21 protein-coding genes, 1 tRNA gene and 1 other RNA gene are annotated in these 22923 nt (G+C 68.6%); 12 read left to right on the top strand and 11 right to left on the bottom strand.

Going from position 1 to position 22923, the window contains the following annotated elements; translation table 11 throughout:
• Window positions 1-7 precede the first annotated feature (7 nt).
• From ACQR3U_RS10215 to ACQR3U_RS10225, 3 genes are read left to right on the top strand one after another with little or no spacing between them, the layout of a single operon-like run.
• Complete coding sequence (locus ACQR3U_RS10215; RefSeq protein ID WP_230810462.1) at window positions 8-904, top strand: sulfurtransferase; 897 nt, start codon at window positions 8-10, stop codon at window positions 902-904.
• A gap of 59 nt (window positions 905-963) precedes the next feature.
• Window positions 964-1809, top strand: a complete 846-nt coding sequence (gene thiM / locus ACQR3U_RS10220; protein WP_230810463.1) for a hydroxyethylthiazole kinase — start codon at window positions 964-966, stop codon at window positions 1807-1809.
• Window positions 1809-2915: an LLM class flavin-dependent oxidoreductase gene (locus ACQR3U_RS10225; RefSeq protein WP_230810464.1), complete on the top strand. Its 1107-nt coding sequence runs from the start codon at window positions 1809-1811 to the stop codon at window positions 2913-2915. Before thiM ends, ACQR3U_RS10225 begins: the two co-directional genes overlap by 1 nt.
• 21 nt (window positions 2916-2936) lie before the next feature.
• Here ACQR3U_RS10225 and ACQR3U_RS10230 read toward each other — a convergent pair whose 3' ends face one another.
• The 5 genes from ACQR3U_RS10230 to ffs all read right to left on the bottom strand — a co-directional run bounded on the left by ACQR3U_RS10230 (window position 2937) and on the right by ffs (window position 7479).
• Window positions 2937-3713, bottom strand: coding sequence for a trypsin-like peptidase domain-containing protein (locus ACQR3U_RS10230; RefSeq protein WP_006552503.1), 777 nt, complete (start codon window positions 3711-3713; stop codon window positions 2937-2939).
• Window positions 3710-4282 carry an HhH-GPD-type base excision DNA repair protein gene (locus ACQR3U_RS10235; protein WP_006552504.1) on the bottom strand — a complete coding sequence of 191 codons (573 nt, stop codon included), beginning with the start codon at window positions 4280-4282 and terminating at the stop codon, window positions 3710-3712. The genes ACQR3U_RS10230 and ACQR3U_RS10235 overlap by 4 nt, the downstream gene beginning before the upstream one ends.
• 22 nt (window positions 4283-4304) lie before the next feature.
• The gene (locus tag ACQR3U_RS10240; RefSeq protein ID WP_269572346.1) at window positions 4305-5654 is read right to left on the bottom strand and encodes a hypothetical protein; all 1350 of its coding nucleotides are present in this window, start codon (window positions 5652-5654) and stop codon (window positions 4305-4307) included.
• A gap of 390 nt (window positions 5655-6044) precedes the next feature.
• Complete coding sequence (locus ACQR3U_RS10245; RefSeq protein WP_269572347.1) at window positions 6045-7337, bottom strand: aminotransferase class I/II-fold pyridoxal phosphate-dependent enzyme; 1293 nt, start codon at window positions 7335-7337, stop codon at window positions 6045-6047.
• Window positions 7338-7384: 47 nt separating this feature from the next.
• Window positions 7385-7479, bottom strand: an RNA gene (ffs, locus tag ACQR3U_RS10250) — signal recognition particle sRNA small type.
• Window positions 7480-7595: 116 nt separating this feature from the next.
• Between ffs and ACQR3U_RS10255 the strand changes: the two genes are divergently transcribed.
• Window positions 7596-7683, top strand: a tRNA-Ser gene (locus ACQR3U_RS10255).
• A gap of 85 nt (window positions 7684-7768) precedes the next feature.
• The gene (locus tag ACQR3U_RS10260) at window positions 7769-8032 is read left to right on the top strand and encodes a hypothetical protein (protein ID WP_230810466.1); all 264 of its coding nucleotides are present in this window, start codon (window positions 7769-7771) and stop codon (window positions 8030-8032) included.
• 44 nt (window positions 8033-8076) lie between these two features.
• Here ACQR3U_RS10260 and ACQR3U_RS10265 read toward each other — a convergent pair whose 3' ends face one another.
• On the bottom strand, window positions 8077-9138 hold the full coding sequence (locus ACQR3U_RS10265) for a GmrSD restriction endonuclease domain-containing protein (protein ID WP_230810467.1): 1062 nt from the start codon (window positions 9136-9138) through the stop codon (window positions 8077-8079).
• A 138-nt stretch (window positions 9139-9276) separates the two neighbouring features.
• Here ACQR3U_RS10265 and ACQR3U_RS10270 point away from each other — a divergent pair, with 138 nt between their 5' ends.
• Both ACQR3U_RS10270 and ACQR3U_RS10275 read left to right on the top strand, forming a co-directional pair.
• Window positions 9277-9942, top strand: coding sequence for a YoaK family protein (locus ACQR3U_RS10270; protein ID WP_230810468.1), 666 nt, complete (start codon window positions 9277-9279; stop codon window positions 9940-9942).
• Window positions 9943-9994: 52 nt separating this feature from the next.
• Window positions 9995-10579 (top strand): TetR/AcrR family transcriptional regulator, encoded by a 585-nt coding sequence (locus ACQR3U_RS10275; protein ID WP_024102753.1) that lies wholly within the window; start codon window positions 9995-9997, stop codon window positions 10577-10579.
• Window positions 10580-10631: 52 nt separating this feature from the next.
• On the opposite strand, the gene ACQR3U_RS10280 is transcribed toward ACQR3U_RS10275, so the two are convergent.
• Entirely contained in the window at window positions 10632-11369 is a 738-nt protein-coding gene (locus ACQR3U_RS10280; protein WP_230810469.1) for a 3-hydroxybutyrate dehydrogenase, read from the bottom strand.
• The gene (locus ACQR3U_RS10285) at window positions 11366-12754 is read right to left on the bottom strand and encodes an MFS transporter (protein WP_033097941.1); all 1389 of its coding nucleotides are present in this window, start codon (window positions 12752-12754) and stop codon (window positions 11366-11368) included. Before ACQR3U_RS10285 ends, ACQR3U_RS10280 begins: the two co-directional genes overlap by 4 nt.
• A gap of 123 nt (window positions 12755-12877) precedes the next feature.
• Between ACQR3U_RS10285 and ACQR3U_RS10290 the strand changes: the two genes are divergently transcribed.
• The 5 genes from ACQR3U_RS10290 to ACQR3U_RS10310 all read left to right on the top strand — a co-directional run bounded on the left by ACQR3U_RS10290 (window position 12878) and on the right by ACQR3U_RS10310 (window position 17453).
• Window positions 12878-13777 carry a LysR family transcriptional regulator gene (locus ACQR3U_RS10290; protein WP_006552513.1) on the top strand — a complete coding sequence of 300 codons (900 nt, stop codon included), beginning with the start codon at window positions 12878-12880 and terminating at the stop codon, window positions 13775-13777.
• Between the two features lie 9 nt (window positions 13778-13786).
• Window positions 13787-14719 carry a tRNA glutamyl-Q(34) synthetase GluQRS gene (gene gluQRS, locus ACQR3U_RS10295; protein WP_019290296.1) on the top strand — a complete coding sequence of 311 codons (933 nt, stop codon included), beginning with the start codon at window positions 13787-13789 and terminating at the stop codon, window positions 14717-14719.
• Window positions 14720-14805: 86 nt separating this feature from the next.
• Window positions 14806-15732 (top strand): hypothetical protein, encoded by a 927-nt coding sequence (locus ACQR3U_RS10300; RefSeq protein ID WP_229566828.1) that lies wholly within the window; start codon window positions 14806-14808, stop codon window positions 15730-15732.
• A gap of 111 nt (window positions 15733-15843) precedes the next feature.
• The gene (locus ACQR3U_RS10305) at window positions 15844-16596 is read left to right on the top strand and encodes an RDD family protein (protein ID WP_230810470.1); all 753 of its coding nucleotides are present in this window, start codon (window positions 15844-15846) and stop codon (window positions 16594-16596) included.
• A 125-nt stretch (window positions 16597-16721) separates the two neighbouring features.
• On the top strand, window positions 16722-17453 hold the full coding sequence (locus tag ACQR3U_RS10310) for a queuosine precursor transporter (RefSeq protein WP_064061104.1): 732 nt from the start codon (window positions 16722-16724) through the stop codon (window positions 17451-17453).
• A 19-nt stretch (window positions 17454-17472) separates the two neighbouring features.
• Here the strand turns inward: ACQR3U_RS10310 and tgt are convergent, their stop codons facing one another.
• From tgt to ACQR3U_RS10325, 3 genes are all read right to left on the bottom strand, one after another.
• On the bottom strand, window positions 17473-18732 hold the full coding sequence (tgt, locus tag ACQR3U_RS10315) for a tRNA guanosine(34) transglycosylase Tgt (protein WP_230810471.1): 1260 nt from the start codon (window positions 18730-18732) through the stop codon (window positions 17473-17475).
• The gene (locus ACQR3U_RS10320; protein ID WP_060653995.1) at window positions 18729-19967 is read right to left on the bottom strand and encodes an MFS transporter; all 1239 of its coding nucleotides are present in this window, start codon (window positions 19965-19967) and stop codon (window positions 18729-18731) included. The genes tgt and ACQR3U_RS10320 overlap by 4 nt, the downstream gene beginning before the upstream one ends.
• A gap of 160 nt (window positions 19968-20127) precedes the next feature.
• Complete coding sequence (locus ACQR3U_RS10325; protein ID WP_064061111.1) at window positions 20128-22869, bottom strand: calcium-translocating P-type ATPase, PMCA-type; 2742 nt, start codon at window positions 22867-22869, stop codon at window positions 20128-20130.
• Window positions 22870-22923 lie beyond the last annotated feature (54 nt).

Genomic DNA, 22923 nt, shown 5'->3' on the forward strand with positions numbered 1-22923 from the left:
CCAACGCGTGACCGAGGCGGCTTTCCGGGACGAACAGGTGCTGATCAGCGCCGAAGAGCTCGCGAGCGACCCCGGCGCCCACACGGTCCTGCACGCGACGGTCACCTTCCCGAAGCCCCGTTTCGACGGCGACTACCGTCCGGAATCCGGCTACGCGACCTGGCGCGCCGCGCACATCCCGGGCTCCGTCCACGCCGACCTGCTCGGCGGATTCAGCGCCCCCGGCACCGACCTGCACTTCTCCCGCCCCGCCCCGGACGACCTCGCGGCCGCCCTGACCGAACTCGGCGTGACCCCCGACACCGACCTCGTGATCTACGACGACGGCGGCATGACCTGGGCGTCCCGGTTGTGGTGGATGCTGCGCAACATCGGTGTCTCCGCCCGCGTCCTCGACGGCGGCCTCGCCCGTTGGACCGCACTCGACCTGCCCGTGGAAACCGGCGACGCCGCCGAGCGCACTGCCATCTCATCCCGGACCGGGCTGCCCGACCACGGCCTGTGGCGCGATCGCGACGACGTGCTCGCCGTGGTGTCCGGTGACGCACCGGGCACCCTCGTCTGCGCGCTCGACGCCGAGCAGTTCGCAGGCACCGCCACCACTCGTTACGCGCGCCGCGGGCACATCGGCGGGAGCCGGAACCTGCCGGCCAAGAGCCTGCTCGCCGACGGCGTCCTGCGGAGCACCGATCGGATCGCCGAGCTGGCCGAGCAGGCCCTCGCCGATACCTCCCGGCCCCTGATCCTCTACTGCGGTGGCGGCGTCTCGGCCTGCCTGGTGGCGCTCGCACTGGTCCGGACGGGCCACGACGACATCGCCGTCTACGACGGATCCCTCGAGGAGTGGACCGCCGACCCCGCACTCCCCGTGCGGACACTCGTAGAAGGGAAGGGCGACGCATGATGCGATGTCCGCGATCCTGACCCGCTTCGTCCCCTCCCCTCCTCCCGACAGGATCTCCCGTGACCACGACCCCCACCGTCGATGATCTCGCCGTCACCCTCGACGCCCTGCGCGCGCAGACGCCGCTGGTGCACTCGCTGACCAACATCGTCTCGGCCAACTTCCTCACCAACGTACTGCTCGCCGCAGGCGCCAGTAACGCGCACATCGACAACGCCCACGAGGCAGGCGATTTCGCGCGCATCGCCGGTGGAGTGCTCGTCAACCTCGGCACGCCCTTCGACGAGACCTCGGTGGCCTTCACCCGCGCGGCCGAGGCCGCGCACGACGCCGGCACCCCGTGGGTCCTCGATCCCGTGGGCGTGGGCGGACTGGCGTGGCGCACCTCTCTCGCCGCCGACCTGCTGAAGTTCCGTCCCACCGCGATCCGCGGCAACGCCTCCGAGATCATCGCGCTGGCCGGTCTGGGCGGTGACACGCGCGGCGTCGACAGCGCCGACGAAGCCGCTGCTGCCGTGCCTGCCGCGCTCGCGCTGCTCGACCGCGCGGACGCCGTGTCGGCCTCCGGTCCCGTCGACTACCTCGTCGGCCGCGACCGCGACGGCGGGATCGTCGGATTGCGCATCGCCGGCGGCAGCGCCATGTTGCCGCGCGTGACCTCCACCGGATGCTCCCTCGGTGGACTCGTCGCGGGCTATCTCGCGGTCGCGGAGACCCCTCTCGTCGGCCTCGCGGCCGCCCACACGCACGTCGCCGTGGCGTCCGAGATCGCCGAGGAGAACTCCACCGGCCCCGGCTCCTTCGCCGTCGCCTACCTCGACGCCCTGTTCGCCGTGGACGCCGGCACGCTGCGCGCCCGCGCCCGCGTCGAACCGTTCGAACTCCCCTCGAAGGACACGAAGTAATGCCCATCAAGACCTTCTGGTATCTCACCCAGGCCGACGGCGACTACCCCTGGAGCCCCGGCGGGTTGTACCCGGTGGACGGGCAGCGGCAGATCGAACTCGCGAAGACCATCGACGACGGCGGCTTCGAAGGTGCGCTCGTCGCGACCTGGCCGAACGACCCCTTCATCTCGGCGACCTGGGCTGCGGCGCACACCAGCCGGATGAAGTTCCTCGTCGCGATCTACGCGAACATGACGCCCGCGCGACTGCTCGCCGAGAAGGCCCTGACCTTCGACGCGTTCAGCGGCGGTCGCCTGATGATCAACTCGGTCAACGGCCGGGAGAACATCCTCACCAAGTACGACATGAACGTCGAGCACGACCGTCGGTACGAGCTCGGTGAGAAGTACTGGGCGGAGTTCCGGCGCATCTATGCCGAGGGCACCGCGTCGAACTTCCCCAACACCCCGCTGCGCATCGATGCTCCTGCGGACCACTCGGTCCCGCTGTGGGGAACGGGCGACTCCCCCGCCGGTCTGCAGAACGCCGGCAAGGTACTCGACGCCTACCTTATCATGCTGCGCGAGACCTCGTTCGTCACGGAGAAGCTCACCGCTGCAAGCGAATCCGCTGCAACGGAGGGGCGCGAGTACACCGATTTCGGCGCTCTGTCCGGCGTCATCGTGCGTCCGAATCGGGACGAGGCACTCGAACGGTTCCGGTCGCTGTTCGAGAAGGCCGGCATCGAGCAGATCCAGGACGTGCTCGACCGGGCGGTGCGCCGCCGCACGCACGGCAAGCAGGATCTGAAGACCTTCACCGCGCGCGACGCGCAGCGGCAGGGCTGGGTCGACACCATCAACGCCGGCAAGCTGCCCGAACCCGAGGACCTGTATCTCGGCGACGGCCTCTACGCGGGCATCACCGCGTGGTCACCGCTGGACATCTTCGCCACGGGATCGTCGGCCGTCTACTACGTCGGCGACCCGGACGAGATCACCGGCCATGTGCGCACCCTGCGCGATGCGACCGGACCGACCTCCCTCATCCTCGCCGGATGGCCGCTCATCGACGAGGCGAAAAACGTTGCCGAACACCTGATTCCACGTTTCGAGAAGCTCTGACGGTAACGCGGGCGGGATCGGTCAGGGGGTGTCGACGAGACGGAACCCCGAGCCGATCCCGTCGCGCGCGTCGATCTCGGCGAGGATCCGGTCGGCCCGCTGGTAGGCGGCGAACCTCGTGTCGGGAACCTGCCGGTCGTCGGAGACCGCGGTCTGCGGGAACCGGTAACCCACCGACAGTCCCATCCATTCGCCCGTCTCGGTACGCACGAGCGGCCCGCCGGAATCGCCCGGTCGCATGAGCAGCGGCGAGGACATCAGGTTCCCGTCCACCCGCACATCGCCGGTCGCGCAGGCCACCGACGTGCTCCGCCCTGCCGCGCAATGTGTTCCGGCCGGCAGCTCGCCTTCGCCGAACGCCGCGACCGATTCGAGCACGACTCGCTCTCCCCGGTCGTTGGGCACCGACGTGTTCGATCCCCGCACGCGGGTCTCGTCGAGCAGGACCACCGCGTAGTCGGCAATCTCGTCGGTGGGAAATCCCAGCTGATCGACCGAACCCGTACTCGCGACGTCCGTTTCGGTTCCGATCGGCCCGCGGTGCTGCTCCTCGACCTTCCAGACGGGCGACGATCCCGTCTGATAGCAGTGCCCCGCCGTGATCGCGACGAGCCGACCCGCGTCGTCGTGCCCGACCGCCGCCACCGAACACCAACCCGGTGTCGGCTCCGCGGAGAACACGATCCCGTCGCCGGGCCGGAGGACGACCCGGTCGTCTCCCCCGCCGGCCGAGGCCACGCCCACGGTTCCCCCGGCGAAGGCGACGGCGGCGCCGCACACCGCTGCGACGCGTCTCATGACTTCTTCGCTACCTTCATCGACTTCTTGAACTCGCGCACCTCGCGCAGCGACTGCTCGTCGACGACGTCGGCGATCGACCGGCGCGCATCCTCGTGCCCATAGTCGCCGGCGGCCTCGCGCCATCCCTCGGGCCGCACACCCATCTGCTTGCCGAGCAGCGCCAGGAAGATACGTGCCTTCTGGTCGCCGTAGCCCGGCAGCTTCTTCAGCCGCCGCAGCACTTCCTTGCCGTCCGGGTCGCCGGACGTCCACAGTGCGGAGGCGTCGCCGTCGTAGTCCTCGACGATCGCCGCGCACAGCGCCTGGATCCGCTGTCCCATCGACTTGGGGAACCGGTGGACGGCCGGTTGCTGCGCGCACACCGCGACGAACTCGTCGGGGTCGGCCGACGCGATGCGGTACACGTCGAGACCGCCGAGACGGTCGGCGAGCTTCTTCGGTCCCGCGAACGCGACCTCCATCGCCACCTGCTGGTCGAGCAGCATGCCGATGAGAAGCGCCAGCGGGTTCTCGGCCAGCAGTGCGTCGGCGTCGGGATCTCCGACCAGGTTCAGCGTCGAGGACATGCAGACGATCATGCCCTGCGCGTCAGGGGCGGCGCCACACGACCACCGCGATCACGATGCCCAGGGTGAGCGCGATCGACGTGGTCAGAGCATGCAGCCAGTGCGGGAACAGCGTCGGTTGCGAGGTGTCCGGAACGGCGGCCAGGGCGGCGAACAACGCCACGACGGCGATGACCGACGCCGCCGCGGACCAGCCCTTGGCCAAGCGGGTATGCCTCGCACCGCGCAACTCGGCACTGCGCAGCAGGGCGTGCTCGACGATGTCCACGGCCTCGGACAGTTCCGCGTCGAGTTCGGCCAACTCGTCGGCGACCCGGCCGGCCATGAGTGCTCGCAGCTGGGTGGGTTGCGTCCACGAGTGGAACCGGTCGTCGTGGATCGATTCCTTGCGCAGCAGGGCCCGTTCCATCCGGCGCGCCTGCATGATCGCGATGTCGTCGAGGACCGCGGCCAGCCGATCGCCGCCGAGCCCGTCGGGGTGGCGCAGATGCTCCATGGTCGTCCAGTAGTCGGCGGAGGCCCGGGCCCGCACCGCCACCCACGGGATGAGCCCGTAGATCATCTCGCGGGTGCCGTGCCCGACATAGTCGCTGCCGAGGGCGGTGGCCTCGAGGTCGAACAGCACCGCACCGGAGTCCTCCCGCACGGCGATGGTGGCTCCCGGCTGCACGGGCCGGTCCACCAGCGGAACCCGGTCCCACTTCCACAACACACCCCAGGACCGTGCCGCCGCGCGGGCCTCCGGTCCGATGCGCGGGCCGTCGACGAGCGAGCGGACGCGTTCGCCGCCGCTCGAGACCACTTCCACGACCATGCCCTCGGCGACCTCGCGATCGCCGACTCCCCGGTGGCGGTGGACGACGAGTTCGTGCAGGGGCTGATAGGTCGTCGGCGCACACAACCGCCTGTTCAGTCCGGGAAACACGTCGTTCAGGCAGGCGTCGGCGGTCAGTTCGAAGGGCGCGAGGAACTCGCCGAGCACCGGGCGCAGACCGGCGCCGTCGCGGTCCTGCAGCGGGTCGCTGCGCCAGTCGACGAGCGGCGACCCGTGGTCCGACAGCGATTCCAGCGCCAGGACGAGACCGTGGCCGGGGACGTCCCACAGCGACACGCACGTCGCGGGGTGTCCCACATACGGTCGGGTCGTGTCCGGCGCCTCACGCAGCGACCCCGTCGACGCACCGAACGAGATCTCCGGTCGTGTCGGGTCGACGACGTGCCGGAACGCGAGCAGGCACGGCGGACGCACACCGTGGTCCGCCTCGGGCTGCTCGGCGATGCGTGCCGGCAGGAAGGGCTCCACCTTCTCGACGGGTGGGACCCGCGGGGGCGTCTCGGGCGCCGCCTCGATGTCGAGCGCCAGTAGGAACACCTTCAGTACACCGAGACACCCCGTGACAGATCCGACGGCCGATACGCCGACTCCGGAATTCACGAGAGCGCGGTTTTCCATCACACTCACCACTTCCGAACCCGCCGCACGGTATGCGGCGACCCTGACCAGCGAGTATGTCAGGTCGGTAGGGGAAAGCAAGTCGTGGTGACGGCGGGCACCGAGAATGCCCCGACCAGGGCCGATCCGAGTTGTCCACCGCCCGTCCACGTGTTGTGCACAACCTTATCCACAGGCTGGGAACAAACTCACACCCGGAGTGCAGATTCTTGTCGACGGAGGTACGCAACAAAGAATCGAGGCTCGCAACGCCGGCAGTGACTGCCGATGTTGCGAGCCTCGTCCTCGCGTTGCGTACCTACCCACGCACTACTTGTCGGCGAGCGCCTTCTCCGCTGCGGCCAGCAGCACGCAGGTCGCGACACCGTCCATGGCCTTCTCGAGCTCACCGAGCGAAGGGAAGCTCGGTGCGAGGCGGATGTTCTTGTCCTCGGGGTCTTTCTTGTACGGGAACGCCGAACCGGCACCCGTCAGCGCGATACCCGCCTCCTTCGCCAGGGCGATGACGCGGGCCGCCGTGCCCTCGACGACATCGAGGCTGATGAAGTAGCCGCCCTCGGGCTCGGTCCACGACGCGACCTTCGACGTGCCGAGACGCTCCTCGAGGATGCGGCGCACGAGCGCGAACTTCGGCGCGAGGATCTCGCGGTGCGTGGCCATGTGGGCACGCACACCGTCGGCGTCGCGGAAGAAGCGCAGGTGACGCAGCTGGTTGACCTTGTCGGGACCGATGGTCTTGATGCCCAGGTACTTCTGGTACCAGGCGAGGTTCTCGGTGGAGCTGCCGAAGAAGCTCACGCCCGAACCGGCGAAGGTGATCTTCGAGGTGGACGCCAGCGCGAACACGCGGTTCGGGTGACCGGCCTGCGCGGCCAGACCGAGGATGTCGATCGCGGGCGCGAGGTGCTCGGTGAGCGGGTGCACCGCGTAGGCATTGTCCCAGAAGATGCGGAAGTCGGGAGCGGCCGTCGGTATCGACACCAACTCGCGGGCGACCTCCTCGGAGTACACCGCGCCGTTGGGGTTCGAGTAGGTCGGCACAGCCCACATGCCCTTGATCTGCGGGTCGTTCGCGACGAGATCGGCGATGAACCGCACGTCGGGGCCGTCCTCGCGCAGCTGCACGGGGATCATCTCGATGCCGAGCGACTCGGTGATCGCGAAGTGCCGGTCGTAGCCGGGCGCCGGACACAGGAACTTGACGACCGACTCCTGCGACCACGGGCGCGGCGAGTCGACGGTGCCGTGCAGCAACGACCAGACGACGAGATCGTGCATGATCTCGAGGCTCGCGTTATTTCCTGCGACGAGGTTCTCGACCGGGATGTTCAGCAGCTCGGCGAAGATCGCGCGCAGCTCGGGCAGGCCGGTGAGGCCGCCGTAGTTGCGGGTGTCGGTGCCGCTGCCGTCGCGGAAGTCGTCGGCACCCGGCAGCGACAGCAACTCCGCGGAGAGGTCGAGCTGCTCGGGCGAGGGCTTGCCGCGGGTCAGGTCCAGCGTCAGCTTCTCCGACTTCAACCGTTCGTAGTTGGCGGACTGGCGCTCGTGCTCTGCAACGAGTTCCTCATGGCTCATCAACCCGTACTGGGTCTGCGTAGGCATGCGGAGGGACCTTTCACCGTGCACGGCGACACGGGCATCGGCGGAAATTAAGAGGACCCCGCGCACCCGGCAGAGCCCGTTGACCCTTGCTGCCTTCCGGCCCTGGGGGAGTTCACAGGATGCGCGCCGCGCGGGATCCATCGGCAAGTGTAGAGGAACGAGCGCCTCGGCGGCGAACCCGCCCCCGCAGCACCCCTGAATCAGGGTGCGACGTGCCCGTTTGGCAAGTTGGGGTCTCCATTCGGTATGCTTCCCCACGGAGGATTCGCCTAGTGGCCTATGGCGCTCGCCTGGAACGCGGGTTGGGTTAACGCCCTCAGGGGTTCAAATCCCCTATCCTCCGCCACGGAACCCCGTGGGGCGCACAGCGTCCCACGGGGTTTCTGCTTTTCCGGTCCCCCTGTTCGCGTACCGGGCCGATCTCGGGCACGATGCGTCTCGTGACCGCGGACGACAATTTCCCGCTCGCCGGCGACGCCGACCACGAGCAGGCTTCGGTCTGGGTGGAGATGCTGGACCGGGAGATCGACGAGGTGTCCGCAGCCATCGAGAAGACCGGACAGAAAGCCCTCGCCGAACACCGGGTGGGGGCCGTGGACCGGGCGCGCCGGTTCGACGCCGAGGTCCAGCGGCTGGGCGCCCAGCTCCGCGAGCTGCACCGCATGCGCCGCAATCTCACCCACCGCTTCAGCTGACCGAGAGATCACGGCGGTGCGCTACTCGCAGGCGCTGCAGTGTGCTACTCGCAGGCGACGCCGTCCCCGTCACCGTCCATCTTCGGCCGGTAGCCGGGCTCTCCCACATACAGCGGTGCGGCTCCCGCGGCCCGGGCCGCCGCGCAGTTCTTGTAATACACCTCCGCCGGAGCAGGGGCCGGCTCGGCGGGGGCGGGTGCAGGTGCAGGAGCAGGAGCAGGTGCAGGAGCCGGCGAGGGTGCCGGCGCAGGTGCGGGCGCCTGGCGCGTCGTCGTGGTGGGCGCGGGTGCAGCTGCGGGAGCCCCACCTCCGCATTCGGTGAGGACCCGCGCCATCGCGTCGTGCTCGGCCTGCGTCACCCACAGGCCGTAGATCGCCTTGACCTCGATCTGCCGCGCGACATACGTGCAGCGGTACGCGCGGTTCGGCGGCAGCCAGGTGGCGGCGTCGCCGTCGCTCTTCTGCTGGTTGGTCGGCCCGTCCACGGCCTGGAGGTTGCGCGGGTCGTTGGCGAAATCGGCCCGGGTGCCCGCGTCGAGTTGCTGCGCTCCCTTCTGCCACGCGTCCGACAACGCGACGACGTGGTCGATCTGCACCGCGGTCGAGGTGTCCTGCCCGCGGGTGAACGCGATCGTCGTACCGGTGTACAAGTCGTTCAGGGTTCCCGACGCGACGACGCAGTCGCGGGTACCGGGCCGGTAGACGATATCGACGAGGTCGCGTCGCAGGATGTCGTTGCGGGTGTCGCAGCCGTTGCCCCCGAACTCCACCGACACGTCGTCGCTCCACGCCTGGCCGAACAGGTCGCGGCTGTACCCGGTCTTGGGCGCGCGCCCCTTGATCGGCAGGGTCGCCAGCCGGGCCAGGGCCTCCGACGAATCCGCCGACGCTGCCGGGTTCGGTGCGGTCGTCGAGGTGGAGCGCGTCGTGGTGGGGGACGGTGTCGTCGTGGGGGTTTCGGAGCTCGGCACCGGGGACCGTTCGGAAGTCGCCGCCGGAGCGACGGAAGTGTCCTCGGCGGTCGAATCACAACCGGTGAGGGTCAGACCCGCGACCGTCGCGACGACGAGCAGGGACAGCCGGGACGACAAGCGGGGCAAGGACATCGAGGGAACTCCTGAGAACGACAGCGCCGGACGGCTCCCCTTGTCCATCGCGCCCACAACGCCCGGTCGTTACACCGCGTAAGTATCCGCGAGCCGACGTCGTCGGCATCCGGCGGGAACGGTTCCTACTATCGTCTGGTGGTCGGTTACGGCAGGCAGTTGCAGGGACTCGCGATCGCGTTGTCCTCTCTCGCAGGGTTCATCGATGCCCTCGGTTTCATCACCCTGGGCGGCGTCTTCGTGTCGTTCATGAGCGGCAACTCCACGCGCTTCGCGGTCGGGACGGCCGACGGTGCGTGGCAGACGGTCACCCTCATCGGCGGTGTGCTCGCGCTGTTCGTGCTCGGAGTGATTCTCGGCAGCGTGGTAGCGGAACTGACCGACCGAGACCGACGGACCCGCAAGACCGCCGTCCTCGCGACGGTGACCGTGTTGCTGACGATTGCCGCCGCGGCCGTCTTCGTGGACTGGACGCCGGTCGCCGTGATCGCGATGACCTTGGCCATGGGAACGGAGAACTCGGTGTTCCGGCGGCTCGGGGAGACGACCATCGCCCTGACCTACATGACGGGTGCGCTGGTCAAGATCGGGCAGCGGATCGCGGCGGCGTTCTTCGGTGGTCCGCGCTGGAGCTGGCTGCCCTATCTGGGCCTGTGGGGCGGCCTGGTGACGGGCGCCGTTCTCGGCGCGCTCGCCCACCGGGTGCTGGGGCTGCACGCCCTGTGGATCGCAGCGGCATTCGCAGCCGCCCTGACGGTGTCGGTCCGTTTCCTCTCAGATCGCGAGCTCACCGACGGGGTGTGATTCCCGCCTCCCGTACGTTCGTATGGTGGAGAGCTCGGCTACGGTGCTCCCCATGCGCACGCGCCCCTACATCACCACCAGCCCCACCAGGCTTGCTGCGGCCCTGCTCGACGTGGCCGCACGCAACGGTCTCGACGCGGCGAGTGTGCGGGAGGTGGCCAACGAGGCAGGGGTCTCGATCGGGGCGGTGCAGCACCATTTCCCAACCAAGGACGAGATGCTCGCGTACTCGTTCCGCACGCTCTCGGACCGGGTGCTGAACCGGCTGACGAACGTCGATCCCGACATCGATCCGGCGCGCACCCTGTTCTCCGCGCTCAGCCAGCTGCTCCCCCTCGACGAGGAACGTGGCAGCGAGGTGCACGTGATGTCGGCGTTCGCCGTGCGGGCGGTCACCTCCCCCACGCTGAGCGCCATCCGCACCGCCACCCTGTTCACGATCCGCACGGGCATAGCGCGCGTATTGATCCGCGCCGGTACACCCGACCCGGAGACCCGGGCCGCTCTGCTGCTCTCGGCCGCGAACGGGCTCGCACTCGACGCGGCGGCGAGCCCCGAGCTCTACCCGCGCGAGTATCTGACCCACGCTCTGCACGCCCAGGTCCAGCTCGTCCTCGACGGCGCCGACGCGCACTGACCCGCGCCCCGGAATCCGGGACGCGGGTCGGTGATTGAGTCGGACCGTCCTGTCAGTGGGCCGACCAGCCGCCGTCCATCGTGTACGACGCGCCGGTGACCATCCCGGCTTCGTCGGAGGCCAGCCACGACACGAGCGAGGCCACCTCCTCCGGCTCGACCAGCCGGGTCACCGCCTGATCGGAGAGCAACACATCCGAGAGCACGCGATCCTCCGGGATGTCGTGCGCGCGGGCCTGTTCCGAGATCTGCTTCTCCACCAGCGGGGTGCGGACGTAACCCGGATTGACGCAGTTGCTCGTCACGCCACGGGGACCGCCTTCGAGCGCGACGACCTTGGAGAACCCCTCGAGGCCGTGCTTGGCAGTGACGTACCCGGCCTTGAACGCCGACGCCCGCAGCCCATGGACCGACGAGATGTTCACGATCCGGCCGAAGCCTCGCTCGTACATGCCGGGCAGCGCGGCCTTCACGAGCAGGAAGGGCGCCTCGACCATGAGCGTCTGGATGCGGCGGAAGTCGGCGAGGGCGAAGTCCTCCACCGGCCGCACCACCTGGATGCCGGCGTTGTTGACGAGGATGTCGACGTCGAGGCGGAGACCGTCGAGGCCGTCGGTGTCGAGCAGGTCGACACCCCACGCCTCTCCCCCGATCTCGTGGGCGAGCGTCTTCGCGGCGACCTCGTCGACGTCGGCGACGGTCACGCGGACTCCCTGCCGGGCGAGGGCGCGGGCGCAGGCCGCCCCGATCCCGCCGACACCACCGGTCACGAGTGCGGTGCGGGCCCTCATGCCGAGATCCTGGCGTTCTCGGCGGCCTTCTTCTGGGCGACCGTTTCCGCGTCCGCGGCGTCGATGTCGCGCAGCGAGATGCCCTTCGTCTCCCGGGCCACGATCACCGCGACGATCGTGATCAGCGACGAGCCGAGCAGATAGAAGGAGATCGGGACCGACGACTCGAAGCGGCTGAGCAGACTCGCGGCGATGATCGGGGCGAGCGACCCTGCGACGATCGAGGTGACCTGGTAGCCGAGGGAGACGCCCGAGTAGCGCATGCGGGTCGGGAACATCTCCGCCATGATCGCCGGCTGCCCCGCATACATGAACGAGTGGAAGACGAGTCCGATGACGATCGCCGAGATGATCCACGCACTGTTGCCGGTGTCCATCATCGGGAAGGCGAGGAAGCCCCAGGCACCGGCGGTGACGGCACCGATCATGTAGACGGGACGGCGTCCCAGCGTGTCCGACAGTCGTCCGACCATCGGGATGATCACGAAGTGCACGGCGTGCGCGGCGAGCATCCACCACAGGATGTGGCTGGTGTCGGCACCGACGACGATCTTCAGATAGGTGATCGAGAAGGTGACGACGAGGTAGTACATGACGTTCTCGGCGAACCGCAGGCCCATGGCCGTGAACACGCCGCGCGGGTAGCGCTCGAGCACCTCGAAGACGTTGAACGACGTCTCCTTCAGCTTGTCGGCCTCCTGCTGCGCCTCGAGGAAGATCGGGGCGTCGGTGACCTTGGTGCGGATGTAGTAGCCGATCAGCACGATGACGGCCGAGAGCCAGAACGCGACTCGCCAGCCCCACGACAGGAAGGCCGATTCGGGCAACGTGGTGGTGAGGACGAGCAGGACGATCGTCGCGAGGAGATTGCCCATCGGCACACCGGCCTGCGGCCACGACGACCAGAATCCGCGCGAGCGATTGGGGCTGTGTTCGGCGACCAGCAGTACCGCGCCGCCCCACTCGCCGCCGACCGCGAAGCCCTGGATGAACCGGAGCGTCACGAGCAGTGCCGGCGCCCAGTACCCGATGGCACCGAAGGTCGGCAGGCAGCCCATCAGGAAGGTCGCGACGCCGACCATGATGATGCTGGTCTGCAGCAGCTGCTTGCGTCCGAACCGGTCACCGAAGTGGCCGAAGACGATCCCACCGAGCGGCCGGGCGACGAAGCCCACGGCGTAGGTGACGAACGCCGCGATGATCGCGTCGAGTTCGTTGCCGCCGTCGGGGAAGAAGACTTTGGCGAAGACGAGGGTCGCGGCGGTGCCGTAGAGGAAGAACTCGTACCACTCGACGACGGTGCCCGCCATGGACGCACCGACGACCCTGCGCAATGCCGACGGTGAACTCTCCGGTCCATCCGTTCGTGCCTGTTCGACGCTCATGCCTGCACCCTCCCGGGACGCTGTGTGACGGGGAACACTTCCAAACACATATGCCGAGTATCGGTACGCACATTTGCATCCACAATGACGCGATTCGCAGATGCGATCTGCAAAGCTGCACACATGAGCGTGCCCTCGGCCGATGACCTCCTCGTCCTGCTCGCCGTCGGGCGCAGTGGCAGGTTCACCAGCGCCGCCGACGACCTGGGCGTCAACCACACCACGATCTCCCGGCGGATCGCCGCGCTCGAGCGCAGCCTCGGCGGTCGCGTGCTCACGCGGTCGGCGGCGGGATGGGAACTGACCGACCGCGGTCGCGAGGCGCTCGAGGCCGCCGAACGCATCGAGGCCGCGGTCGGAAGTCTGCGGAACCCCCGGGGTGAGCGCCGCCTCGAGGGCGTCGTGCGTATCTCCGCCACCGACGGCTTCAGCGCCTACATCGCCGCCCCGGCCGGCGCGCTCGTGCGGCAACGCCATCCGGGTATCTCCGTCGAGATCGTCGCGACCACCCGTCGCGCCTCACAGCAGCGGTCCGGCATGGACATCGAGGTGGTCGTGGGACGCCCGCAGGTGCATCGGGCCGAAGCGCACCGTCTCGCCGACTACAACCTGGGCCTGTATGCCTCGCGCGATTATCTCGCCACGCACGGCTCCCCGTCGTCGGTCCGCGACCTGCGTGAGCACACCCTCGTGTACTTCATCGATTCGATGCTGCAGGTCGACGATCTCGACGTCGCGCGGCGCATCGCCCCCGACATGCAGGATTCGATCAGCTCGACGAACGTGTTCGTGCACGTCGAAGCGACCCGCGCCGCCGGAGGACTCGGTCTGCTGCCGTGCTTCATGGCCGATCGGCACCCCGATCTCGTCCGGGTCCTGCCCGGCGAGGTCGAGGCGCGTCTGGCCTACTGGCTCGTCGCACGCTCGGAGACGCTGCGGCAGCCGGAGGTCGCGGCCGCGGTCGCGGCGATCCGGGAGGTCGTGCACGCCCAGCGAGCGGTACTCCTGGGGGTCGCTCGATAGAGTGCACGGGTGTCACTTTCGGACGAGGACGAAGCAGGAGCGGGTCGCTTCGCACCGAGTCCCTCCGGCGACCTGCACTTGGGCAATCTGCGCACCGCCGTCCTGGCGTGGTTGTTCGCGCGGTCGACCAACCGTCGGTTCCTGGTCCGCGTCGAGGATCTCGACCGGGTGCGTCCCGGCGCGGAGCAACGCCAGCTCGCGGATCTCGCGGCGATCGGTCTCGACTGGGACGGCCGGGTGGTCCACCAGTCCCGCCGCCGGCGCCTGTACGACGAGGCGATCGCGCGGCTCGAGCAGGCCGGTCTGACCTACGAGTGCTACTGCACCCGACGCGAGATCCTCGAGGCCACCTCCGCACCCCACGCCCCTGCGGGCGCCTATCCGGGCACCTGCCGCAACCTCACCGACGAGCAGCGGGCCGAGCGCCGGGCCTCCGGCCGCGCCCCCGCGATCCGGTTGCGGGCGACCGAGGAGTGGTTCACCGTCCACGACCTGCTGCACGGAGATTTCACGGGCATCGTCGACGATCTCGTGTTGCGCCGCAACGACGGAACCCCCGCGTACAACCTCGCAGTGGTGGTGGACGACGCCGACCAGGGCATCGATCAGGTGGTACGCGGAGACGACCTGCTCACTTCCGCGCCCCGGCAGGCCTGTCTCGCACACCTTCTCGGACTGTCGGAACCCGTCTACGCGCACGTGCCGCTCGCGCTCGACAAGGAGGGTAAGCGACTGGCCAAACGGGACGGCGCGGTGACACTGGCCGATCAGCTCGCGCTCGGTCACACGGCCGCCGACGTGCTGGGCACGATCGCCGTGTCGCTGCGACTCGCCGACCCCGGCGAGCCCGTGTCGCCGGAACTGTTGCTGGACCGCTGGAATCCCGTGAGACTCCCCCGCGATCCGTGGGTGTTCACCCCGTCGGAGGAAGGCATCCGATAGGACACGATGCGGACATAGCGGATGCGGACCCGAGGTGATGTCCGTACTCTCTCGGAAGTGTCCGATCCCGGAGACGAGAGGCAGCCATGACCACCGGTGGTTACGACCCGAATCAGGATCCGAAGAACCCGGGTGGTTATCCGCCACCCGGAAGCTATCCGCCGCCCTCGGGCGGTGGCACTCCCCCGCCGGGTGGGAACTATCCGCCGCCCGGCAACTACCCCCCTCCGGGGAACTACCCCCCGCCCTCGGGTGGCAACTACCCGCCGCCGGGTGGGTCCTACCCGCCGCCGGGGAACTATCCGCCTCCCCCGTCGGGTGGTGACTACCCGCCCCCTCCGGGTGCGTACGGCGCCGGGAGCTTCGGTGGTCCGCCTCCGAATCAGCTGAGTGTCGGCGACGCGATCTCCTACGGCTGGTCGAAGTTCAGCGGTAACGCCGGCGTGTGGATCGTCTTCATGCTTGCCGCGTTCGTCATCCAGGGCCTGATCAGCGGCATCTTCAACGGGTTCGACTTCACCGGTGAGGCGACGGACTTCACCCTGCTGAGCGCCATCGGCAGCATCGTCTCGGCGATCGTCGGATACCTGATCCAGGCCGCCTTCGTGCGCGGTGCGCTGGCCGAAACCGACGGGCAGCGCCCCGCTTTCGGGACGTTCCTCCAGATCGGCCCGATCGGTGCGGTCATCCTCGCAGGTCTGCTCGTGGGCATCGGCACGTCGATCGGTCTCGTGCTGTGCATCCTCCCGGGCCTGGTGTTCGCGTTCTTCGCGTGGTGGACGATGCAGTTCGTCATCGATCGCAATCAGGATGCCGTCACCGCGATCAAGTCGAGCTTCAATGCCGTCAAATCGAATGCGGGAACGCTGGTGTTGCTCGCCCTCGCACTGCTCGGCATCAATCTCCTCGGTGCCCTGTTGTGCCTGATCGGCCTGCTGGTCACCGTGCCGGTGTCGATCATCGCCGTCACGTACGCCTACCGGGTCACCACGGGTGGTCCCGTAGCGGCCTGACACAAACCCCGGCGGGACCCTCCCGTCGCATCCGTAGGCATATCTACCGACGCGCCACGGCACGCTGTACCGTGGCGCGTTGCCATGCCGATCGCGACAAGGGAGACATAAGTGACCACTGGTGGCTATCCACCCCCTCAGCAGGATCCTCGGGCGACGGGCGGTCATCCCGGCGCCCCCTCGTACGGCGCCACCCCGCCCGATTACACCCAGCAGTTCCCGCAGTACGGCGCGCCCCAGAACGGTGGCCCCCAGTACGGCGCTCCTCAGTACGGAACCCCGCAGAACGGAACGCCCCAATTCGGTGCGCCCCAGTTCGGCGCTCCTCAGTACGGTGCACCCCAGTACGGGGCGCCGCAGGACGGTGGGTTCGGCGGCCCGGGATTCCCCGGCCCGGATCCGAATTTCGGTGCCGGCACCCCGGGGGAACTGCTCCCGCGTCTCGGCGCCCGCATCATCGACGGCCTCATCGTTGGTATCCCCATGGGGATCCTGAGCGCGATCATGATCCTCGCGAGCGGTGGAAGCGGTTTCGTGGACTTCTTCATGACGGTCGTCAGCGGTGTCGTCGCCTTCGGCTACTGGACGTACATGGAGTCCGCTCGGGGCGCGACGATCGGCAAGAAGCTCCTCGGCTTGTCGGTCGCCGGCCCTGCCGGTGGTAACCCCACCCTCGAGCAGGCCGCCAAGCGCAACGCCTTCGTCGCGCTGCAGATCCTCACCGGCGTCCCGCTGCTGGGCTTCCTCGCCGGTCTGCTGTCGCTCGCCGCATACATCGGTATCGCGGTCACCATCGAGCAGGACGGCAACAAGCAGGGTTTCCACGACAAGTTCGCCGGCGGCACCCGGGTACGTAAGTCCTGATCTCCCGTGCGCTCCGGGTCCCGTCCTCGTCAGGACGGGACCCGTTCGTCGCATATGGGGTGTTCGCGCACGTACAGACGGTCCGCAACTTCGTGATCACCCCGCGGAGATGCTTGGATGTCCGGGTGACCGAGCACGGATCGAACACCTCCCCCGCCCTCTTCGACCACGCCGCCTTCGCGCGCGTGGGACGCAGCCCGTACACGGGGATCGTCGTGCTGTTCACCGCGGTGCTGATGATCTCCAACATCTCCGCGACGAAGGGCATCGCGTTCTTCACCGGCTCCGAACTCACCGTCGGGCCGCTGCAGATCCTGCCGATCATCACCGACGGCGGGTTCTTCCTGTTCCCTCTCGCCTACATCCTCGGCGACGTGCTCAGCGAGGTGTACGGCTTCGCGGCCACCCGCCGCGCCGTCTTCTACGGCTTCGGGGCGGTCGCGCTGTCCGCGCTGTGCTTCTGGATCACGCAGCAGCTGCCCCCGGCCGACTTCTACGCCGGTCAGGAGTCCTTCGAGAACGTCCTCGGTGTGGTGCCCCGGATGTTGATCGCCGGGCTCGCCGGGTACGCGGTCGGGCAGTTGCTCAACTCGTACGTGCTCGTCCGCATCAAGGAACGCACCCGGGAGAAGCACCTGTGGGCGCGGCTGATCGGGTCGACCGTCGTCGGCGAGTTCGCCGACACCCTCATCTTCTGCTCGATCGCCGCAGGGGCCATCGGCATCACGACCTGGGCCGACTTCGTCAACTTCGTGATCGTCGGGTTCCTGTGGAAGACGCTGGTCGAGATCGTCGTGCTCCCGGTGACCTACCGCGTGATCGCGTACGTCAAGGAGCGCGAACCCTCCTACGCCTGACGACTCACGCCCTGACGACTCAGGCCCGACGCCGGCTCGCGTAGAACCGGCCGAGCGTCTCGGCCTTGAACTCGGCAAGCGTGCCGTTCTCCATGTTCGACCGGATGTCGTCGACGAGGCGCACCGTGAACCGTTCGTTGTGGATCGTGCACAACGTCGAGGCGAGCATCTCCTTCGCCTTGAACAGGTGGTGGATGTACGCGCGCGTGTAGTTCCGGCAGGTGTGGCAGTCGCAGTTCTCGTCGATCGGCGTGAAGTCGCGCCGGTGACGGCTGGTGTTGATGTTGAACCGGCCGTCGGGGTGGTAGATCGCGGCGTTGCGCGCGACCCGCGACGGATTGACGCAGTCGAAGGTGTCGACGCCCTGCTCGACCGCGACGAAGATGTCGTCGGGTTCGCTGATGCCCAACAGGTGTCGCGGCTTGTGCTCGGGCAGCTCCTCGGTGCACCACCGCACGATCGTGCCGAGATTGTGCTTCTCGAGCGCACCGCCGATGCCGTAGCCGTCGAATCCGCGGCCGGTCTCGCCGACGATGGACTCGAGGCCCCGGCAGGCCTGTCGTCGCAGGTCCTCGTACTGCGCGCCCTGCACGACGCCGAACAACGCCTGGTAGGGGCGGCGAGCGCGTTCGGCGGTGAGCTTCTCGTGCTCGGCGATGCACCGCACCGCCCACGCCTGGGTCCGTTCGAGGGAGCGTTCCTGGTAGCCGCGGGTGTTCATGAGAGTCGTGAGCTCATCGAAGGCGAACATGATGTCGGCGCCGAGCTCGTGCTGGATACGCATCGACACCTCGGGGGTGAACCGGTGCCGCGACCCGTCGAGGTGCGATTTGAAGGTCACCCCGTCGTCGTCGACGTGGGCGAGCCGCTCCTTGCCCTTGGCGATGACGTCGTCGTTCTGGACACCGACGGACTCCATCGCGATGACCTTCTTGAACCCGGCTCCGAGCGACATGACCTGGAAGCCGCCGCTGTCGGTGAAGGTCGGACCGGGCCAGTTCATGAACTTCCCGAGCCCGCCGGCCTCGTCGACGATGTCGGAGCCGGGCTGCAGGTAGAGGTGGTAGGCGTTGGCGAGCAGCGCCTGCGAGCCGAGCTCGGCCATCGTCTCGGGCAGCACCGCCTTGACGGTCGCCTTCGTGCCCACCGGGACGAAGGCCGGGGTGCGGATGTCTCCGTGCGGGGTGTGGATCGTGCCCGTGCGGCCGAGTCCGTTGTCGAGACGCGCTCCGACCGTGAAGAAGGGATCGGGCGGGGTCGGAATGCTGGAATCGGTCACTTCCGTATCCAATCACGTCGGGAAGGTGCGGCCTTCTCGCGGCGGCGGACGGAGATCGCGAACACGGCGACACCGGCGAGCGCCAGCAGCACACCGACCGCGGCGGGAGCGGTGTAGCCGAACCCGGCCGCGATCACGACCCCGCCGATCCACGCACCGAACGCGTTGGCCAGGTTGAACGCGGCGTGGTGCAGCGACGCCGCGAGCGTCTGGGCGTCCTCGGCGACGTCCATCAACCGCACCTGCAGGGCCGGGCCCACCGCGGCGCATCCGACACCCAGGCCGAAGACCATCACGAAGGCGGTCCACGGGTTGTGGGCTGCGGCGACGAACAGCGCGAGCAGCACCGCGAGCGAGGTGATCGACGCGTAGACGCCGGGGATCACACCGCGGTCGGCGACGCGACCACCGATGGCATTGCCGACGACCATGCCCACGCCGAAGAGCATCAGCGCGACCGGCACCAGCGATCTCGACACTCCGGCGACGTCGGTCAGCGTGGTGCTGATGTAGGTGTACACCGCGAACACACCACCGAAGCCGATGACGGCCACGGCGAGCGTGAGCCAGACGGTGCTGCTCTTCAACGCCCCGAGTTCGACCCGCACGCTGGTCGTCGGTATCGACAGTGTCGGCACCCAGGCGGCGAGAGCGACGACGGTGGCCACTCCGATCACCGCGACCAGCACGAACGCCGCGCGCCAGCCCAGCGCCATGCCGAGCCACGAGGCAGCGGGCACCCCGACGACGTTCGCCACCGACAGCCCCATCATCACCAGCGACACCGCCCGCGCGCGGCGACCGGGTCCGGCGAGGTGCGCCGCGACCAGTGCGGCGACCCCGAAGTACGCGCCGTGCGGCAGGCCGGCGACGAAGCGGGAGACGACGAGCAGACCGTAGTTCGGGGCCAGCACCGTGGCGGCGTTCCCGAGGGTGAACGCGACCATCAGCGCGACCAGCAGTGTCTTGCGCGGCACGCGGGCGGCGATCGTCGCGATGAGCGGGGCACCGACGACGACACCGGCCGCGTAGGCGGAGACGACGTGGCCCGCGGTGGGTTCGGAGACCCCGATGCTCGTCGCGATCTCGGGGAGCAACCCCATGGCGACGAACTCGGTGGTTCCGATCCCGAACCCACCGAGGGCGAGCGCCCACATCACGAGCGTGCGCGCGGGATGTCCGGAGTCGGTGTGGGCAGGATCGTCGAGTGGGCGGCCGGAAGCCGTGGTGGTCATCGGTGAGGAAACCTTCGATCTGTCGAGGGTCCGGAGCCGGAGGTCGTGCGGGCCGGGACGCGGGCGCGCTGGGGAGCGACGCGGGGGCAGCCTCCATTCTGGGGCAGTCCGGCCTCACACTTCTCCCCGTGGCGACGTGAGTTCCGCCATCTCCCGATCGTCAGGTGAGGAAGGTCGTATCCGCCCGCTCGGCCCTGCGCGCCTCGATCCTCCTGGCGACGAACTTGCCGATCTCGTCCACCCACAGCACGGACGAGCCGACGGCGACCGCGAGCAGCCACTGCTCGGAGGTGAGCGAGGTGGTGTCCATGAATCCCTGCAGGGCGCCGAGTTGCACGACGCAGATCTGAAGGACGACGACGGCGCCGATCGCGATCCAGATGGTGTGGTTGGTGAACGTCTGCGCCGAGAACACCGATCCGAGATCCGAGCGCACGTTGAACAGGTTGAACACCTGGTAGAAGACGAATGTCGTGAACGCGAGGGTGGTGGCGAACAACGGGTCGGATGCACTGTCGGGGAACAGTTCCGGCCCGAAGTGCAGGACCGCGATCGTGCCCACCGTCATCACGATGCCGAGGCCGAGGATGCGCTGGACCCGGGAGCGTTCGAGCAGCGCCTCGTTCGCGGGCCGCGGTCGTCGCCGCATCGCGTCGGGGGCGGTCGGGTCGACACCGAGCGCGAGCGCCGGCGGTCCGTCCATGATGATGTTCACCCACAGGATCTGCAGTGCGCTGAAGGGCGCGCCACCCGCGAGGCCGAGCACACCGGCCGTCAGGAAGATCAGGACGAAGCCCCACGCCGTGGTGAGCTGGAACTTCACGAATTTGATGATGTTGTCGTAGATTCCGCGTCCCTCGGCCACGGCGGCGACGATGGTCGCGAAGTTGTCGTCGGTGAGGATCATGTCCGCGGCGCCCTTGGAGACGTCGGTTCCCGTGATGCCCATGGCCACACCGATGTCGGATTGTTCGAGCGCGGGAGCGTCGTTGACGCCGTCGCCCGTCATCGCGACGATCTGCCCGTCGGCCTGCAGCGCTTCGACGAACCTGATCTTGTGTTGGGGCGCCACGCGGGCGAGGACACCGAATTCCTTTGCCCTCCGGCGCAGTTCGTCGTCGGTGAGTTTGTCGAGATCCGCACCGGAGGCAGCCGACCCGCGGATTCCGAGTTCCTCGGCGATCGCGGAGGCCGTCACCAGATGGTCGCCGGTGATCATGTGCACCGAGATGCCCGCCTCGTGGGCGACGGCGATCGCATCCTCGGCTTCGGTCCGCGGCGGGTCGACGATGCCGACGATCGCGTGGATCGTCAGGTCGGCCACCTTCTCCTGCAGGGCATCGGTGTCGCCGCGGGGAACGGCGTCGAGGTCGCGCCCGGCGATCATGAGAGTTCGCAGACCTTCCGACGCGAGCGCCTCCACGGCCCGGTGGATCCTCGCGCGACCGTCGTCGTCGAGTGGAATCGGACCGTCGGGACCGGCGATCGAGGTGGCACGGTCGAGGAGCACACCCGGTGCACCTTTCACGAAACAGCGGTATCCGCCGTTCGGCAGGGTGTGGAAGGTGGCCATGTACTTGTAGTCCGAGTCGAACGGCACCTCCGCGATGCGGTTCAGCGCGGCCCGCGCACCCTCGACGTCGATGCCGCCCTTCTCGGCGAGCACCACGAGGGCGCCCTCGGTGGGATCGCCGACCAGTATTCCGTTGCGCACGGTCGCGTCGTTGCACAGTCCCATCCCGAGCAGTGCGTCCGTGAAGTCCGGTGCGGGCAGGCCGTCGCCGACAAGGATCTTGCCGTCGGTTCCGTACCCGGTGCCGGTGACGCGGAAGGCACGACCCGCGACGAGCAGTCGCTGCACCGTCATCTCGTTGAGGGTGAGGGTGCCGGTCTTGTCGGTGCAGATGTGGGTGGTGCTGCCGAGTGTCTCGACCGCGGCGAGTCGTTTGACGATCGCGCCGCGGGCCGCGAGGCGTGAGGCTCCCATCGCCAGGGTGAAGGCGACGACGGCCGTGAGCCCTTCGGGGATCGTCGCGACCGCCAGCGACACCGCGGTGACGAGGAGATCCGACCAGGTCTGCCCCCGCAGCAGTCCGAGGACGAACACCAGCGCCACCGTCACGATCGCGATGATCGTCAGGGCCTGGGCGAGCTGGCCGATGCGTCGTTGCAGCGGCGTCTGTTCGACACCTGCCGCTCCGAGAAGGGTTGCGATGGCTCCCATCTCGGTGCGCATGCCCGTTCCGGTGACGATCATCGCGGCACGTCCGCGTGTGACCTCGGTGTTCATGAACAGCATGTCGGTGCGGTCGCCGAGCGGTGCGTCGGGATCGTCGACGACGTCGACCTGTTTGTCGACGGGCTGGGATTCGCCGGTGAGGGCGGCCTCGGCGACCTGCAGCCGGACGGCGGTGACGAGTCGGCCGTCGGCCGGGACGGTGTCGCCGGCCTCGAGGAGCACCACGTCTCCGGGGACGAGTTCGGCGCGCGGCACCTCCGTCCCGCGACCGTCGCGCAGCACCCGGCTGGTGGACACCGACATCTTCTTCAACGCAGCGAGGCTGCTCTCGGCCCGGGATTCCTGCACGTAGTTCAGCACGGTGTTGAGCGCGATCACCGCGAAGATGACGACGGGGGTCTCCCACTCACGGGAGACGGTGGCGCTGACCACCGCCGCGACGACCAGAACGAGGGTCATCCTGTCGGCCAGCAGCGACAGCACGCGTCGCCAGGTCGGCACCTTCTTCGCCTCGTCGAGCAGGTTCGGGCCGTACTCGCCGCGGCGTCGTTCGACCTCGTCCGCGCTCAGTCCTCGTTGCGGATCGACCTCGAACGCCTCGGCGACGTCGGTCGCGGCGCGGGTGTGCCAACTCGAGGTGGTCGCGGGAGCCTGTGCGGACATCGGCACTCCTCGTTCGGGCTGCTGTCGGCGGATCGGGCGAACACGGTCCTGACG

Source organism: Rhodococcus sp. IEGM1339 (genome assembly GCF_050321925.1).
Taxonomy (GTDB): domain Bacteria; phylum Actinomycetota; class Actinomycetes; order Mycobacteriales; family Mycobacteriaceae; genus Rhodococcus; species Rhodococcus pyridinivorans.